This is a genomic window from Pinirhizobacter soli (genome assembly GCF_015905305.1).
Lineage (GTDB): Bacteria > Pseudomonadota > Gammaproteobacteria > Xanthomonadales > Rhodanobacteraceae > Pinirhizobacter > Pinirhizobacter soli.
The window spans coordinates 400,531-417,080 of record NZ_JADZLQ010000004.1; the positions used below are offsets into that span (position 1 = coordinate 400,531).

At 60.5% G+C, this 16,550-nt stretch carries 16 protein-coding genes; 6 read left to right on the top strand and 10 right to left on the bottom strand.

The annotated features are described in order from the left end of the window. Nucleotides 1-102: 102 nt before the first annotated feature. On the top strand, nt 103-1,797 hold the full coding sequence (locus tag NDK18_RS18495) for a tetratricopeptide repeat protein (RefSeq protein WP_250628630.1): 1,695 nt from the start codon (nt 103-105) through the stop codon (nt 1,795-1,797). Between the two features lie 6 nt (nt 1,798-1,803). On the opposite strand, the gene NDK18_RS18500 is transcribed toward NDK18_RS18495, so the two are convergent. Then, a complete protein-coding gene (locus tag NDK18_RS18500) occupies nt 1,804-2,178 on the bottom strand; it encodes a hypothetical protein (protein WP_250624345.1) in 375 nt (124 codons plus the stop codon). Nucleotides 2,179-2,372: 194 nt separating this feature from the next. Between NDK18_RS18500 and NDK18_RS18505 the strand changes: the two genes are divergently transcribed. Both NDK18_RS18505 and NDK18_RS18510 read left to right on the top strand, forming a co-directional pair. Continuing rightward, nucleotides 2,373-2,762 (top strand): hypothetical protein, encoded by a 390-nt coding sequence (locus NDK18_RS18505; RefSeq protein WP_250624346.1) that lies wholly within the window; start codon nt 2,373-2,375, stop codon nt 2,760-2,762. 10 nt (nt 2,763-2,772) lie between these two features. Further along, nucleotides 2,773-3,609 (top strand): helix-turn-helix domain-containing protein, encoded by an 837-nt coding sequence (locus tag NDK18_RS18510; protein ID WP_250628631.1) that lies wholly within the window; start codon nt 2,773-2,775, stop codon nt 3,607-3,609. A 10-nt stretch (nt 3,610-3,619) separates the two neighbouring features. On the opposite strand, the gene NDK18_RS18515 is transcribed toward NDK18_RS18510, so the two are convergent. The 3 genes from NDK18_RS18515 to NDK18_RS18525 form a co-directional block, all read right to left on the bottom strand. After that, nucleotides 3,620-6,196: a putative bifunctional diguanylate cyclase/phosphodiesterase gene (locus NDK18_RS18515; RefSeq protein WP_250628632.1), complete on the bottom strand. Its 2,577-nt coding sequence runs from the start codon at nt 6,194-6,196 to the stop codon at nt 3,620-3,622. Between the two features lie 213 nt (nt 6,197-6,409). Continuing rightward, nucleotides 6,410-6,856 (bottom strand): hypothetical protein, encoded by a 447-nt coding sequence (locus NDK18_RS18520; RefSeq protein WP_250628633.1) that lies wholly within the window; start codon nt 6,854-6,856, stop codon nt 6,410-6,412. 81 nt (nt 6,857-6,937) lie between these two features. Further along, nucleotides 6,938-7,786 carry a lysozyme inhibitor LprI family protein gene (locus NDK18_RS18525; RefSeq protein ID WP_250628634.1) on the bottom strand — a complete coding sequence of 283 codons (849 nt, stop codon included), beginning with the start codon at nt 7,784-7,786 and terminating at the stop codon, nt 6,938-6,940. Between the two features lie 183 nt (nt 7,787-7,969). On the opposite strand from NDK18_RS18525, the gene NDK18_RS18530 reads away from it, so the two are divergent. Further along, a complete protein-coding gene (locus tag NDK18_RS18530) occupies nt 7,970-9,001 on the top strand; it encodes a restriction endonuclease (RefSeq protein ID WP_250628635.1) in 1,032 nt (343 codons plus the stop codon). Between the two features lie 10 nt (nt 9,002-9,011). Here NDK18_RS18530 and NDK18_RS18535 read toward each other — a convergent pair whose 3' ends face one another. Continuing rightward, nucleotides 9,012-9,440, bottom strand: a complete 429-nt coding sequence (locus NDK18_RS18535) for a hypothetical protein (RefSeq protein WP_250628636.1) — start codon at nt 9,438-9,440, stop codon at nt 9,012-9,014. 96 nt (nt 9,441-9,536) lie between these two features. On the opposite strand from NDK18_RS18535, the gene NDK18_RS18540 reads away from it, so the two are divergent. After that, nucleotides 9,537-9,953, top strand: a complete 417-nt coding sequence (locus NDK18_RS18540) for a hypothetical protein (protein WP_250628637.1) — start codon at nt 9,537-9,539, stop codon at nt 9,951-9,953. 7 nt (nt 9,954-9,960) lie between these two features. On the opposite strand, the gene NDK18_RS18545 is transcribed toward NDK18_RS18540, so the two are convergent. Together NDK18_RS18545 and NDK18_RS18550 are read right to left on the bottom strand one after the other, a co-directional pair. Beyond that, a complete protein-coding gene (locus NDK18_RS18545) occupies nt 9,961-10,278 on the bottom strand; it encodes a transposase (protein ID WP_250628638.1) in 318 nt (105 codons plus the stop codon). Nucleotides 10,279-10,773: 495 nt separating this feature from the next. Then, nucleotides 10,774-13,170, bottom strand: a complete 2,397-nt coding sequence (locus tag NDK18_RS18550; protein ID WP_250628639.1) for a DNA polymerase II — start codon at nt 13,168-13,170, stop codon at nt 10,774-10,776. A gap of 164 nt (nt 13,171-13,334) precedes the next feature. Between NDK18_RS18550 and NDK18_RS18555 the strand changes: the two genes are divergently transcribed. After that, on the top strand, nt 13,335-13,868 hold the full coding sequence (locus tag NDK18_RS18555; protein ID WP_250628640.1) for a DUF922 domain-containing protein: 534 nt from the start codon (nt 13,335-13,337) through the stop codon (nt 13,866-13,868). A gap of 19 nt (nt 13,869-13,887) precedes the next feature. Here the strand turns inward: NDK18_RS18555 and NDK18_RS18560 are convergent, their stop codons facing one another. The 3 genes from NDK18_RS18560 to NDK18_RS18570 all read right to left on the bottom strand — a co-directional run bounded on the left by NDK18_RS18560 (nt 13,888) and on the right by NDK18_RS18570 (nt 16,549). Beyond that, complete coding sequence (locus NDK18_RS18560) at nt 13,888-14,679, bottom strand: hypothetical protein (protein WP_250628641.1); 792 nt, start codon at nt 14,677-14,679, stop codon at nt 13,888-13,890. Between the two features lie 98 nt (nt 14,680-14,777). Then, on the bottom strand, nt 14,778-15,566 hold the full coding sequence (locus tag NDK18_RS18565) for a hypothetical protein (protein ID WP_250628642.1): 789 nt from the start codon (nt 15,564-15,566) through the stop codon (nt 14,778-14,780). 8 nt (nt 15,567-15,574) lie between these two features. Beyond that, entirely contained in the window at nt 15,575-16,549 is a 975-nt protein-coding gene (locus NDK18_RS18570) for an RHS repeat domain-containing protein (protein WP_250628643.1), read from the bottom strand. Nucleotide 16,550 lies beyond the last annotated feature (1 nt).

Genomic DNA, 16,550 nt, shown 5'->3' on the forward strand with positions numbered 1-16,550 from the left:
GATTCCCGGCAAGTATTTCCTTTGGCCAGGCGCATGAATCCCCGCCCGATCCCCGCCCTCGTGTGAGAATATTCCCACCCTAGGGAGTCGGGGAGGACATCCATGCGCGCGCGTACCATCGTTGGCATCGTTACCCTGGTGGTGGGTGCGTGGGCCGTGCTCGGGTGGGTCGGCTACGCCACCTACCATGCGATGACACCCCAGATGCTGGCGAAGATCCGCCAGGCGAACCGGCCACATCACGCCGGCACCCTGCCAACCCCAGATAAACCGCCCGAGCGCCCGGCTTCCGTCCCCGCCATCAGCGATGCGGCCTACACCGCCTACTTCGCCAAGGTGCGCGCCGCCGAGAAGATCAAAGATCCGCTGCAGCGTTGCCTGGCCTATCCCGACCCCCCGGGCATGCACTGGCACGCGGATACCACCACGGCCTATTGCCGGTACCGCACACAGCCGATCATCACCATGGCCCAGGCCAAGGACCTGGTGTTCAAGGGCAAGGCCGCGGAACTGGACAAGATCCTTGCCGGCTACCGCGACGCCCAGCTGCACGACCCGGCGCACGCGGGCCTGCTGGAGCATACGTATATCGCGCTGGACTTCGAGTGCTCATGCACCGAATCGCGGCCAATGATCGACGCCTGGATGAAGCAGCTTCCCGATAGCGCCTTCGCCCTAGCCGCCAGCGGCATTGCCCACCAGGGCGAGGCACAGCGCGCCTCGCGCGCAGTGTGGAACATGGAACATGAAAGCGCTGAACAGCTCCGCGACCCCGCGATTCGCTCCCGTATCCAGGAATACAAGCCCAAGGCGATCCAGGCACGCGACACCGCGCTGCACCTTGCCAGGCAGGACCTGGACATGGCGGTAGTGCGCGACAGCGCGGTGCTGCCGGTGTATTCGGCGATGATCTACGTCGGCTGGATGTCCGCCGAACCGTTGTACATCGAGCAGGCCATCAAGCGCGGCCTTACGGTTGACCCATTGAGCTTCCGCCTGCGCGCCGTAGCCATTACTCATTGGTACAAGGCCATGCGCAGCACGCCGGACAAGGATGCCCAGGCGCGCGAGGCCACGGCATTGATCCCGAAGAATCCCCTGCTTCGCCTGATCGTCAATGACGACTTCGGGCCAGGCTACGATGAAGACGACCCATCGTGGATGGTGCAGCGCGCGCTGGACGAAGGCGATTCCTATTCCGTGATCGACGCCGCCGCCGCCAATACCTTCGGGCAGGATCCCAAGCTGTCGGCAGCCCTTTATAGCCAATCGCTAAGATTCGTCGTCAACGACGCCAGCATCCCGCAGTACCGTGCGCAGATGCTCTACGCCGGCGGCGAGAAGGCCTGGGCCGAGGTGGAGTTCGACCGGATCATCAAGGCCAACCCGAAGGACACCGAGGCACACATGGCCCGCGCCCTGTCCTATGCACGCGCCGGGGAAGAAAAGCGTGCCGAGGGGGAATATGCGGCCGTGCTGAAGATCGATCCCGAAGACGTCATGTCGATGACGCAGCTGATCGATATCTACAGCCGCACCAACCGGGTGGACCAGGCGCTGGCCACCATCGACCGCCTGATCAAGGTCGACCCCAATGCGCCCACGGGTTACGTGGTCCGCGCGAACATCCTGATTCAGCACAACCGGCCAGACGCGCGCACTGCGGCAAAATATGTCGTTGACCACTTCGCCGACCGTACCGACCAGCAGCCGATCCTGGCGAAAATGCGAGAGTACCTGCGAACCCACGGCGACGCGGGCAGCCCTACCCCGTCGTCGCCTGCCGCGGCCCATTGAGACCGCTCAAGGCGTGATCGACATGTCGATCACCACCACGTAATTCTTGCCGCCGTTATTGGGTGGCGTGGGAAACGTGATACGAATGATCTGCCCTGCGAAACACGAGGCTACGGCGGTCTTGGGCTTTACATCTATGGCATAAGGCTGGCCATTGCCCAGGATGTCGGCGACCAGGCTGAACTTCCCGAGGTTCGCAGGGTCCGCCGACCCGGGTGGCACGCAGCCCCGCATCGCCGCTCCAACCAGATAGCTATATTCGCGAACGTATGCCGCGCCCTCGGCCGACTTCTCCAGTCGCTGCGCCTCCGCCCTTCGCGATTCGAAATCCGAGGGAACTGCGAGCGTGGGAGCGAAAAACGCCATGGCCAGGAGAAGCATGATGAGTCCTCGGATGAGAAAAAAACCTATGCCCATTGCCGCATGGTGAATAGTACCCGTAGCGGCCTGGCAAGGAATGGCCGGGACATGGACACATCATGGCGGGGCGTTATTACCTGCCACGTAATTGAGAGCCTGTCGATAGTCGCCGATAGTGGACCTGTGCCCCACCCCGAAAGCACAGGAGACCTAAGATGACCTCGATGAACTTCACCCGAAAGGATCCACCGCAATGGCTGCTGGATTTCTGGAAGGAGATCGATGACAAGACCTTCGGCAAGGGCTTCGACTGCTTCGCCGATGACGCAGTATGCAACCTGGGTGTGGCCGACTGGCACGGCCGCGATACCATCCGGAACAACCTGCGTCAGTTCATCGACCGCGGCTTCACAGCCCATCACGACGTGGTGGAGTATTGGGATGGCGGATCCATCAAGATGTTCCATGGCAAGGTGCGGATGACCTTCGACGACAAAAGCCTTCCGGTGGTGCGCCCCACCATGACGCACTTCTTCTACATGGACCCGAACGACCCCACCAGGGTCAGCCGCTGGTTGGGTGCCGTCGGCCCAACGGAGTTCTAAAGGAACCGCCGTGATCTCAGGGATGCAAACCCAGGCAGCCGGCGGTGAACTTGGCCGGCTGCTCCGCCACTGGCGCGACCTGCGCGGAAAAAGCCAGAACGAGCTATCGCTCGATACGGAGATATCCCAACGGCACCTGAGTTTCATCGAGAGTGGCCGCAGCGTCCCCAGCCGGCCAACCCTGGTGAACATCGCCCAGGCATTGGAGATACCGCTGCGCGAGCGCAACCAACTGTTCCTGGCAGCGGGATTTGCGCCCGCCTATGTGGACGATGCGTGGGATGCCAGTGGGATGGCCGCGGTCCGCCGTGCCCTCACCCGCGTACTCCACCAGCACGAACCTTTTCCCGCGGTGGTCATGGACCGCTATTGGAACGTGCTGATGACCAACGAAGCGGCGCCGCGCTTCTTCAACGCCTTCGTTGATCTTGCCGCCCGCCCCACGCCGCGCAACATGCTGCACTTGATGTTCGACCCCGCCGGCATGAGGCCCCACATCGCGAACTGGAACAGCGCCTCGAAAGGGTTGCTGGAGCGTGTCCGGCGGGAAGCCGTTGGCCACGTGATGGACGAGCGCACGCGCCAGCTCATGGATGAGCTTCTCTCCTACCCTGGCACCGGCGACGCACATGCCGACGCGGTCCCGTTGACGGATGAATCAGTGCTGCCGGTTATTCCCTTAAGCTTCATCAAGCATGGCCAGACACTCAATTACTTCTCGATGGTCAGCACCGTAGGCACGCCGCTCACCATCGCCGCGCAGGAGCTTCGGGTCGAATGCATGTTCCCGATGGACGTGCCCACCGAAACGCTGCACATGGCACTGATGGCCGCCACCAACGCGTAGCCGCCACGCGCTACACCTCAGACGGCGACACCGTCTTGATGTCACCTTGCGCTTCCTCCGACTGATGCAGGTGCACCAGCAACGCGTCGAGCGGCAGCGGATGGGAGAACAGGAAGCCCTGCAGGAAATCGCAACCGTGGTTGCGCAGCCAGGCGTGCTGGCTCGCCGTCTCCACGCCTTCGGCAACCACGGTAAGGTCCAGGCTGTGGCTAAGGCCGATCATGGCCAGGCAAATCGACGCCGAGCGCGGATCGCTATCCACATCCTGGATGAATGCGCGGTCGATCTTCACGCTGTTGATCGGCAGGTTCTTCAAATACGCAAGGCTCGAAAATCCGGTACCAAAATCGTCCAGTGCCACGCGGATGTCCTTCGACTGCAGCGCATGCATGGTGCGGCGGGCGAGATCGCGGTAGCGCATCAGCGAACTTTCCGTCAGCTCGATGTGCAGGGCGCCGGGACGAAGACCGAAATTTTCCCCGACACGGGCAATTTCCTGGGCAAGATCGGTGCGGGCGAACTGGATGGCCGAGACATTCACTGCAATGGAAAGCCGGCCCCACCCTGCCACCGTCAGCGCCTTGTGCGCGGCGGCGGCGCGGCGCAACACCCAGCTTCCCAGCGGCAGGATCAGCCCGGTTTCCTCGCACAGTGGGATGAATTCCGAGGGTGGAATCATGCTGCCATCGGCTTGCGGCCAGCGCACCAGCGCTTCGAGCATCACGATGTTGCCGGTGAGTGCGCTCATCACCGGCTGGAAATGCAACTGCAGGTCGTTGCCCTCGATGGCATCGCGCATGCGCGCGGTCATCTGCAAGCGCAGGCGCGAACGATCAGCCATGGCAGGCTCGAAGCGACGCACCGTGCCCTCGGCCACACCCGCCTCCTGCGCGGCGAGCGCCGCGTTGCCCACGACCTTCTCTGCATGGGTGCCATCGTCCGGGTATGAGGCCAGCCCTACCCGGGCGTCGAGCTGGTGCACCGCAGCCTCGGAAGACACCGGCTCCGTCGCCGCCGCGAGCAAGGCAGCCAGGGCTTCGTCGTGGCGCGAACGGTCGAACATCGCCACCACGAAGGTCTCACCCGGGCGGTGGGCTACCTGGCCAAATTCGGCGCCCAATGATTCAAAGCGCGCCGCCACAGCCTTCAATACATCGCGGCCGATCGACACACCGAACGTATCGGCGATCACGTCCAGGCCGCGCAACTGGATATAGGCAAGGTCGTACCACGAGCGCGACGCTTCCGTGCGGTCGAGGTCTTCGACCAGGGCATCTAGGTTGTGCAGGCCCGTGAGCGGATCGTGCGTGGCGCGATAAGCCAGGTGTTCCTGCGCCGTCATGCGCTCGGTGATGTCGCCGATGGTACCGGTGAGCGTCACCACGCCGCCCTCCTCCACCAATGATCCGGTGGACGAAATCCAGCGCTCGGCGCCATCGGGGCGCAGCACCCGATACTGGAGAGTCACCGCACCGTCATTGGCCCAGGCACGCGCCGCCCCCTCGAAGTACATCGGCTTATCGTCGGGATGGATCATGCTGTAGAAGGTGTCGCGGCTGGTGACGATGTCGATAACATCCAACCCCAGGATCAACGCCGCCTGGCTCGACCACGACATGCGCGTGGAACCTTTCACGATGCTCCAGCTGCCGATATTCCCCGCCCGTTGGGCCTGTTTCAGGCGACGGCTGGTATCGGTGATCGTGCGCACGTATTCGTCGCGCGAACGTTCCGATGCGCGCACACGGCGATAAAGGTAGGCATAGCCCAGCCAGTACAAGCCGTAGACCGCCACGGCCACGGCACCGAATACGTACCACGGCGCCAGTACCATCCGCAGCGGCACGCCCACGCCCACGCGCACCGGATAGGCATCGAGTGAACTGTTGGCCACCAGGCGATGTACCCCATCAACGGCGCTGACAAGGTCGGTGAGATCGGCGTGCTCGCCCGAGTACAACCGTGTTATCGGCTCTCCCACCAGGGTGGACGCCTGCCGGCTTCGCGCCAGGATCGTTCCGTAATAGTCCGCCACGGTCGCCACGCCCATGTGGCCGGTGGCGAGCTGCTCCACCAGGGTCTGCAACCCGCGCGTGTTGAGACGCGCAAGCAACCAGCGCCCGTCCACCATCGGCACCACGATCGGCAGCAACCAGCGCCCCTCGACTTTCTCGATGGGGCCGAAGCGCATGCCCGGCCGGGGGCCCGCCTGGCGGGTAAGTACCCAGGGAGGCAGCGCCAGTTGTCCGTGGTCGACCAGTTGAATGCTTTCGATTTCCGGTTGCCGTGCCGTCACCCGAACCATCAGCTGTGCAATCAGCGCCGGCGCCTTGTCGGGCGCGGCGCGTTCGAACTGCTCGATGTCCTGGACCACGCCCGCCAGGGTGCGGTCCACGCTGCGCATCTGCTCGGTAGCCAGGCGCTCGCCACCTTCGGCCAACGCCAGGGTACGGTCGTGGGCCGCGGACAGGCGCGTTTGCCGGTCTTCCACCAACCCGACCGCCAGGGCCATGCCCAACAGTATCCCTATGGCCAGCCCCACGAAGCTGACGGCACGCGAAGACTGGCGCTCGAATGCAACCCTCATGGCGCTACACCCCAGGACGCCGCCTGGAGGGCACCGGATCGCAAGTTGTCCCCTGCCAACACCGCCATGTGTCAACCCACCCCCGTTATGACCGGACCGCGGAAGGCGCCGGCCCGCGGAATAAATATTTCGCCCGTCTATGGGGTATCGGGCCAAGCCGACGATACTTTAGATCGTGTAAGAATTTGCTTTGGGAGGGGGCCTGGCAGCGGCTTAATTGCGAAACAACGACTCCGTGATCTGGGTCCAGACCACTCCGGAGATGACAACACATAACAGCAGGCCGGCGCCCACCGCCGTCATGCCCCACACGCCGTCACGGAATGTGTCGATGAGGCCGGCACCGTGCCATGTGGGATGAGTATTAGGAAATAAGAAACAAAGAGGCATGGCTAAAACAACCAGAGTCGCCACCCACATGAGTCCACGGTTGAAGTACCGCTTTTTTGTGGTCGGCAGGTCGATACGGCAGTACCCCATCAAATACCGGCAGATAACGAGGTACGCAGGCAGCACCACGACATAAAGCAGGAGGATGTAGAACGAGGCCGCCAGCGCTTCAGCGGAATCGCTCGTATGGAACCAAGAGAACACGCCGAACAGCGATTCGAAAAAATTTGCGGATAGTCCATGAGAGAGCGCAGCCATCAATCCGCTCACGGGAATAACCGTTGCCCACCAAAGCTTGGGGAACGGAATCGGTCGCCATCGCGTGGGTTGCGTCTGCACGGCAGGCCTCGCTTATGGTCGCGGCCGAAAATCCGCCGATTCGCCAGCCAATGCCGGCACCTTGATTCCGGGCTCCCAGCGCGTATTGCATTCGCCGCACACATAAACCCGTTTGCTTACGATCAAAGGCTTCTGAACCGGCAACGTGTTCCGATGCCTGGATGCATCCCGCCCTTCGTTGCGCCCCGCCCTCTGATGGCCCAGCGTCCGGTCGGCCACCACCCTGATCACACGGCTCCGGTTCCAGCGCCGGCAGGATGGGCAGCGCCCGAAAAACTGGCGCAGGCCGTAGGCCAGGCCCAGAAGCAGAAGGATCACGATACCGCTGCGAGCCAGGGCGGCAACGATCCAGCCGTCGTTGATGCTTTCGGCGACGGTGGTCGGACCGGCGGCCGAAGCAAGTCGTTCGTCGGCACTGCGCCCGTCGCCGGGCATGGGAGTGGCATCGACCTTCGGCTTGGGCGCGGCCTTGGCCACCGGGGGGATGGGAACGAGCTTCCCGTCTGGGAGAATTTCCGAGATCACGATCTTCGGCTTGCGCAACGGCGGCTCCGCCTTGGGCGGGAAAGCCTGCACGGCCGCCAGCCGCGAGCGGTAGGCGTTATCCAGGCAGGCCTGATTGCCATTGCAGCGGGCGCGGGATTTCTCCCAATCGGCCTGGGAACTGGCAAGAGCATCCGAGGGTGCGCGGGTAACGAGCAAGCGCTGGAGATTGGCATCCTGCTTGGCAAGGGCCGGGGAAGCACAAACAGCCTGGTCGCTATGGCTGGCGGGCGCGGAGGTGCAATCCACGGCGGCAGCGCGTGCCGCAAGGGTCAGGCCGGCCAATGCCAGCAAGGTGGTGCAGCAACTGCGCATCATCGTTCTTTGCCAATCCTTGATTGCTCGTATCGCCGAAAAAGGGCATGAACACCAACTTATCGGCCGTCTTGATACCGGCTTGAGTGCTTCCCACCAGGCGGTGGTGGCATAGCCTAAAGCAGCGGCCCCCTCGGCCGATATGCTTCTGTTGGCAAGACCGCTTATCAAGAGGGCTCCAAGGACATGGGCATCTATCCCCAGGGAAGGAAGATCCAGCATCGCTACGCCGACGAGCTCGCGGGCGTCGACTGGGCGGCGTTCGAGCGCCTCTTCGCCGAGCACTACCGCCAGCTTGGGTATCGGGTGGAGCACTCGGGCACGGGAGCGTCCCATGCGCGTTACGACGGCGGCATCGACATCAAGCTATACCGGGACGACGAATACATCGTGGTCCAATGCAAGCACTGGAACGCGCTGCAGGTAACGCACAACTACGTGCACGAGCTGATCGGCGTGATGCACACCCAGCACGCCTCGGGTGCAATCCTGATCACCAGCGGGGAATTTTCGACGGCCGCGCTGGAAGCCGCCGCCCAATGCGCTGCCATTATCCTTGTCGACGGCGCCGAAGTGCGCCGGACTTTCGAAACCTCGTTACCGACGCTTGTCCCTGCGCCACCGCTATTGCCTGAGGTGCCGTTTCCGTTGGCTCGTGCAGCCGCACGCCCCCGGCATCGTGCCAGCTCGGATTTCGCCCCGATGATCATTGCCGGCAGCATCGTCGCCGCCGTGCTGGTGCTGGCCCTTGCGTATATGGGGCTGCAAGACACGCCAGAGTCCGCCAGCCGCCTGGTAAGGGAAGCCCATCCCGTGGCCATGCCCCGTCCCGCCAACGTCGCGGCAACCGCAGGGGCACTCGCCGCCGATGCTCTCGATGCCCAGGCTCGCAACACATACAAAGCCATGCGCCTTCCCAACTTCCATCGACCCGTGGATCATGAAGCCGCACGCGCCGCCCTGCGCAACCTGCCCGGGGTAGGCACTACCACATGGATCGACAGCCAGAACCTGCTGGTGCTGGTGAGCGGGCAGGAGCTGCGCAGCAACCGTATGATCGACGATGTCTGCATGGCGCTGGATCCGCTCGGCGACACCATGGGCGTGGTGGTGAACGTGCAGGATGTGATGGCGAAGACGTCGGAAGCGGCGGATGTGCTTTCGCGGAATTGCAAGCTTCAGGGAAACGAGCGGGCGATGTTCCAGGTGAAGCGGTGACGATCGGGCATCACTTCGAAGGTGGTCGCCCTACTCCGCCCTTGCTTCGATTCTCTACCACCTTAAGGTGAACCTCGATCCCGGGTGTGGGCGGCGTTTTTTCGAAGTGATTAACCTGGTTCAGCACGATCTCAACCGACCCATCGGACTGCCAACTCACTACAGGATCGGCACTTATTGAGGTTGGCTCGTAGCGAAGCACGTCAATTCGCCCACCTCTCTGATCAATTAAATAGATTGAATTGAACTGTGAGCCGCCGAGGTCATCGCAGAAATCGGTAGCCATACGCGCCGACATCCGCGACGGGCCATTGGCGACCAGAGCCTGATCGTCATGAAAGCAGGCGCTTTCCGGCAGGCTATCGGACGAGCACGATTGCAAGCCTAGAAGGCTCACCGTCAGTATCGCGGCTCCAATGCCTGTGCGGCTTATTTTCATAGACAGATTCCCCATAAGGGAAAGACTACAACCAACGCCTCACTTGCTTAGCCCGGGATTGGCCGTCAAGCTCCCCAAACCAGCCGGGGACGCCTTATGTCATACGACCTGTACGTTTATCTCGCCCGCGGCAAAATGCCCACGCCGGAGAAATGGCGCTCGGTGATGAAAGACGAGGAGCTTCCGGGCGAGCTCGATACCGATTTCGACGTCGACACCATGACAGGATTCCTGCCCTGCCCGGTTGGCGACGAACTTGCAGGCTTCGAGTACTACTCGTTCGAGACCGAGCCGGAAGACGCGGCGGAACTGGAACTGCCGCCGGAGTTCAACTTCACCGTGCAGTTTTCAATGGGCTCGAAGCCGCTCGAACTGATAGCGGCACTCTCGGCGTCCAGCGCGCTGGCTTCCATCACCGGTGGACGGCTTGAAGATCCCCAAAGCGGGGAGACAGTCGAAGGTGAAGATGCGATTGCCTGGGTGAAGCTGCAGCTGGCTTCACTGGAAGGGTAATTCGAAGCTAGTCGCCCGCCACTGCCAGCGACTTCCTCGGTCGAATGCCACCCCGCGCCAGCCCAACCACGAGCGCCTCCTCGATCCTCTCCCACGCGCCAATGGCCGCCCACGCCTTGTGCCGCTTGTAGCAAGTAAGGCCAGACACGCCGGAGACGCCCAGCGGAAGCGAGTTCCAGGCGATTCCGCGGGTGATCACGTAGGCGATGCCTTCCATCACCACTCGGTCGCCGTGGCCCTTGGGGCCGCGTCGGGTCAGTCGGCGGTCAACCGGCACCAATGGCTCGAGTTCCGCCCACAGACGGTCGTTTATGAGTTGCAGCATGCGTCCATACCCCCTGGTCGGCCGCGAATTCTATAAGGGCCGACTCTTACTCTATGCGCGTTTCTTTACAAGCAGGGGCATGCTCGGGCAGCGATGCGTTTGAATTTGCCGAATTTGCATAGTTACCCTCAAGTGGCGATCCGAGGGGAGAAGATATGCAACCGGGCGTAGCTCTCGCTAAAGAGAAGACTAGCGAGGGGTAAGAGTCACTCGGCTTGAGCGACGCGGGCGAGAGCTTTCTTCAATTTGATGTTGGGCAGGAATGGGGCATTCATTGCTTTAAGGAACAGCCGAGACTCTTTTGCGGAAAGGATGGCTGCCCGAGCGGTAGTCATTAGCTTTTTGAGTTCTCTGTACATGCAGTACAAGTCGCGTGGAATCAACAAAAAGTCCTGACACCCTGGAAGTCTCAGGTCGTACGCTAAACCGTGTGACGGAGCCAGGCAGCCAGAAACCTCAGAACACAACGATACTATTGCCCGAAGACCTTCGCTTTTAAAAAAGCTCCGACTGGTGCGAAGTCAACAAATCAAAGCGGTCCCCCATCGGCATAAGTATCGCGTCGCCCACGGCCTTGAGCTGGTGAACCACGTAGTGCTCGTAATCGATGGCCGACTTCCGCGCTTCCACCGGTTCCGGCCCGTTCGTGGTCATCACATAACGGATCCATCCGCCGCTTTGGTACTGCCGCGGCCGACCAAGGCGAACGTTATTCTCGTCAGCAAGGATGGCCGCACGGACATGGGGCGGAATGACCCTGTCGTATGAATCCAGCCGCCCCCGTAAGCGCTTCCGATACACCAGCACATCGTCCATCAGGCCCGCGCGAAGGTCCCTGACATACTCGCGGACAAAGTCCGCATACGCATCGCCCTTGAATATCCGCTCAAGCAAACCGCCCTGGAAGCGCTTGGCCAGCGGTGTCCAGTCGCTGCGGACGGTCTCCAGCCCCCGGAATACCATTTCCTCGCGTCCGTCCGCGTCCACGGTGAGCCCCGCGTAGCGTTTCTTGCTTCCCTGCTCGCTATTGCGCACGGTTGGCATGAAGAACCGGTGGTAGTGAGTGTCGAACTCGATTTCCAGGTGGCATTCGATCGCCAGGGTCTGCCGGAGCAGGTCGCGCCAGGAGGTGTTGATGAAATCGACCAGCTCCTCACTCACCCGGACAGCGTCTTCCTCGCTATGGCGCTTGCCCAGCCAGATGAAGATCGAATCGGTGTCGCCGTAGATGGCGGCGTAGCCTTTCGACTCCACCCAAACACGTGTCTGCCGCATGATCTCGTGCCCGCGCAGGGTGCAAGCGGCCGCTAGCTTCGGATCGAAGAACCGTCCGCCGGATGCTCCCAGCACACCGATGAAGGCATTCATCAGTAGCTTGAGCGCTTGCGACAGCGGCGTATTGCCCTCCTTCTTGGCCTTATCGCGGCTCGTCCACAGCTGGGCAATCAAACCCGGCAGGCAATGCCTGGTTCGCGAGAACGTCGTGCCATTGGGGCCGGGAATGGTGGCGGCCGGGTCGTTCGACAGGCTTCCCTCGATCATGCCGATGGGGTCGATCAGGTAGGTCCTGATAATCGAGGGATAGAGGCTCTTGTAATCCAGCACCAGCACTGAATCATAGATCCCGGGGCGCGAGTCCATGACGAAGCCGCCCGGATAGGATTCGCCAGGCCTTGAGCCTACGTTCGGCGCTACGTAGCCTTCGCGATGCATGCGCGGCAGGTATAAATGACTGAATGCCGCGATGGAACCGCCGCTGCGATCGGCCTGTAGTCCGGTGGTATTACCGCGCTCCAGCAGGAACTCCATCAGCCTGGTCTTGTCGAAGATGCGGGTAACGAGCTCGCAATCCTTGATGTTGTAGCGAGCCAGTAGCGGCTTGTCCTCGTGGAACCGACGCTCGATTTCCGCCATGCGGGAATACGGATCGTCGATATCCTTGCCTTCGCCCAGCAGCTCGCGCGAAACGGCCTCCAGGCTGAATGACTCGAACGACCACGAGGCAGAACGAAGCGCCTCGATACCATCCACCACCAAACGCCCCGGGATCGAGGCGAACACATACCCTTCCCGCCGCCGGTGATCGCGCCACTCGATCGTGGACGAACCGCGCCCGATCGTGAGTTTCAGCCCGCACTCATCGGCACACGTTTGAAGCAGTCGCAAGTCGAACTGCACCACATTCCAGCCGATGATGGCGTCGGGATCGTTATGCCGGAACCAGTTGTTCAGCGCGACGATGATGCCGGCGCGGTCGTCGAAGTACGTCAGCTTGAAGTCGAGGTCCGTTGGCACCTCCGCATGGCGATCACCCATCATGAACACCTGGCGATCCCCACAGCCTTCCAGCGCGATGGAATACACCTCTCCGTGCGCGCTGGTCTCGATGTCCAGCGAAACCAGGCGCAAGGAAGGGCGATATCCCTCAGCTGGCCGCAACCGCGGATTCACAATCGCCCCGCGCTCCTGGGCAAGGTCCACGCCCAGGGAGACCGATGCGGTGATGAACCTCTCCATCAGGTAGCGCTCGTCCGGCCGCACGTCCGGCTCGAAGAGGGCGACGCCTACCTCCCCGAAGCGTTTCTCCAGGGCGAGCATTTCCCGGTAGCCCTTCGTGTAGAGGCCAAGCACGGGCTGCTGATCGAAGGTCTTCATCGGCAGCACGGAGAGTTCAACGCCGCTTCGGCCCGCCACCAAGCGCTCCACCCGCTCGCGCTGCTCGGCCAGCACGAAGGCAACGCTCCGCTGCCCTGTGATCAATACCCGTCGCACACCCTCCGCCGTAGCCAGCCACAGCTCAATCTCGTTCCCATCCCTCGTATCGCGCCAGTGGCGCGTGAGGATATAGCCGAGATCGTCGAGTTCTTTCACCGGGAAATTGTAACGGGGCACATCGCGTTCCGGCAGGCGCCTGGCAAGACTGCTGACATCCACATAGCCCCTGTCCGGCCGTACACCAAACCTGTCCGCGGACATCGATCATCACCAAGCCATGCGCCCCGGCGGCTGGCACGCGCATTGCTGTCCTCAGGTCACCCAACCGCCAGGAAGCGCCCATGTTCTTCGCCCCGCCACCCGCCGTGGTCGTGCCCGATACCCAGATCGTGGAGAGGACCAGCCACTACGACATCAAGGCCACCGACGAGGCCGGCATCGTCAAGGAGATGAATGAGAAGGGGCCCAGTTCCTATTGGGCGTATACGAATGGGGGCGTCAACTCGTGGTGGGACACCAAACAGGTCGGGGCGACGTGCGTGCTGGTGAAGCCTGGCGTGCAGGTGAATATCAACATCGTGTATCCGTCATGGGTGCCACCGACAGGGGTAAAGCCGCAAGTGATTACCAAGTGGGACGCGATGCTAAAGGCGATGGTCCGTCATGAAGGCGAGCACGCACAGTTTGCGAAGGACCAGGGAAACGCATTGACAGCCATCATGCGGGAGCACTCGCATGACAGTTCGTGTGAGCGGCTGGAGAGCTATTTGAAGAAGAAGTCCGACGAGTTGCAGAGAAAGCGGGAGGCGGCTGATCTCGACCTGGACAGGAGGACCGGCCACGGGAGCAAAGAAGGGGTAGCGATTTCGTGGTGAAGATGTGACGGTTCTCTACTCAGTCAGCGGATAGGTCACTCAGGGATCGGCTAAACGCTCGGATCATACAAGCACAGGCATCAAGTCCATATCGGACATCCCAATCATCTTGAATAATCGAGTAGTACTTAAACCCAGGAACGATTGCGCTGAAGTCGGTGGCATAGATGAATGGGCGCGCGTTGTCTTGGTGCCAGACCTTAAAAAAGACTTGTAGTTGGAAAAGCAAACTTGGCCGCTTTTTCTTCTCAACCCCCACTTCGAAGCGAAGACCGTTGCCGGATCGCCACTTCAGCCGTGTCGACGCCCGCGTGAACCCAAATTCAACAAGCCCCGGCTCCAAGTGACTAACCAAATCTTCTATCGACGAGCCTCTGGACAGCCCTTTAGGATCACGTCGGGTCACAGCGGCTTTCTCAAGCGCGATCGCAGCCATGACCTCGTTTCGAACTCGCGTGGCAATCTCTCCCTGGAAGGTCATTGCTCGTTGCAAAGGATCGAGGGCCACGGCGACTCCCTGACCAGTCGCGCGCTGCTGGTCAGCAAGCTCATCCAAATAAGCCGATCTGTATCCGACCTCGGCATGGAACAATCGATTGGCCGAGTTGACCTTCCCCGCACAGGTAACCCATTCCTTAGCGCTCTCCGCCCAAACCATTTCCAGGGCCTCAACGGCGCCGACACCATACTCAAGTGCCTGCGCATGCATGATTCGCTGGTAGGCAGTGTGAACGTTGAATCCTGAGATCTCAAGGACCTTCTGAACGTCTCGCTGGGCATTCCAGGAGCTAAGTATTTCAACAAGCGGCAATGAACACCATCTCCCTTCGAGATATCTCGCGACGCAGTACGGGCAAAAAAAAACTAGTGCCGCCGGCTTCCCCAAAAATCTTCAACAAGTCACGCACATTAGACACAGAGTTCATCAAGGGACCGACAGAACAACCGTATCAAACAAGCATAAGCATCGAGCCCGTAGCAGATGTCCCAATCGTCACGGACGATGGAATAGTACCGAAATCCCGGCAAGATATAGACAAAGTCCGATGCATAGAGAAACGGGCGCGTCTTAGATCCATGCCAAACCTTAAGAAACAGCGGCAACTGATACAAGATTTTGGATTTCCCCATCGAGAAACCAATCTCAAAGCGCATGCCGCTAGATGATCGACATTTAAGCCGAGTCGAGCCATGCTCAAAGCCATAGTCCTTAAGCGAATTCCCAAGATATCGAAGAAGGTCGTTCATAGACGATGTTCTCGTCATTCCCCGCGCGTCACGACGAGTGACCTCTTCTTTCACGCGCGCAACCTCGGACAACACCCGTCCAACCAGACGATTTCCAACCTCAGGCTCAAAAGCGATTACGCGTTCTGCGGGATGCATTCCTGGGGACACTTCGTATCCTCGCGCGCGACCACGATCTGCAAGTTCATCCAGGTACGCTGAGCGGTAACCCACTTCCTCACCAAATTGTCGATTCAGGGAATCAACCTTCCCCGCACAAGCGACCCACTCCCGCCCGCTTTCACTCCAATACCTCTCAAGTTCCTCCACACCCAGTGGGCCAGTCGCCTCCGCGAGCACCCGGATTTCGTCCTGATAAGGAATATGGGCCGAAAATCCCGACACCTCCAGCAAATCCTGAATACCTTGCCGAGCATTCCAGGAGCTCAGAATTTCAACAAGCAATGACATTAATGCACCTATGGAACAGGGACCGGATCACGGATGAAATCCTCAAAAAACTCAGAAATTGATATTGGCGGCGCGAGGGGAACTCGTCGACCTATCGTTTTATACTCATACTCATCATTTAGCTTGAACGTATAGTTAATTACGCCTGGACGCACGAACGTGTATTGATAGTTGGCATAAACACCGTTCAAGGCAATCGTGCTCGACCTGCCAAAAAAGGATGGAAGTCCTCCCTTCTTATAAGTGTGGCGCGAGAAGAAAATGTACTTATCCAACTGTTTCTCTGCAAAGCCACTCGAACGCACGCTCTTAACTTCCCAAAGCTCCTTCGTTATGCGATTTCCAATGTCCGGACGCCCACCGAACCAGGTGAAGGCGCCATCCGACCATTGTTCGGCAAAGTAGCCCGGATTGCTAGTCGCCAGGATCTGTAGTAAAGCATGCGCCTCGTTCCCAACATCAAACTGATTGATGTTGATCATTGCAATAAACTCGTCGTGCGCATCCTGCTCAGGCGGAGTGGGCTCGTTACTCGCTGGCGAAACAACGTTGCCCGTTGACCCTCCTGTATTGACCTCGCAGGGGACAGGACCCCCGCAAATGTTCATGTCGTTACCAGTAGACGGATCCATTCCAGTTGGATCGCCATTCACTACTGGGTTGCCATCTGCAAACGAATAACGATTGAACTTAAAAATATCGCCGGCTGACGGGCCGACCGGGTCCACGCTCAGAAATTGACCAGCTTGGGGATCGTAATATCGAGCCTGCATGTAATCCAGACCCTGATCCGTATCGGCTACGTGACCGTCGTAACCAATCCCATCCGAAGCGCCTCCGAGGGCGGCTCTCCCGTACGGGCTGTAGTCAAATAGCGCCAGTACCTGGCCGGACGCATCTGCCATTGCAAGTGGCGTCTGTTGCTGGTCGGTGTAGTAGTAGGTGACCTTCTCTGCCGCAAAGGAGAGGCTAGGTGCCAGCATT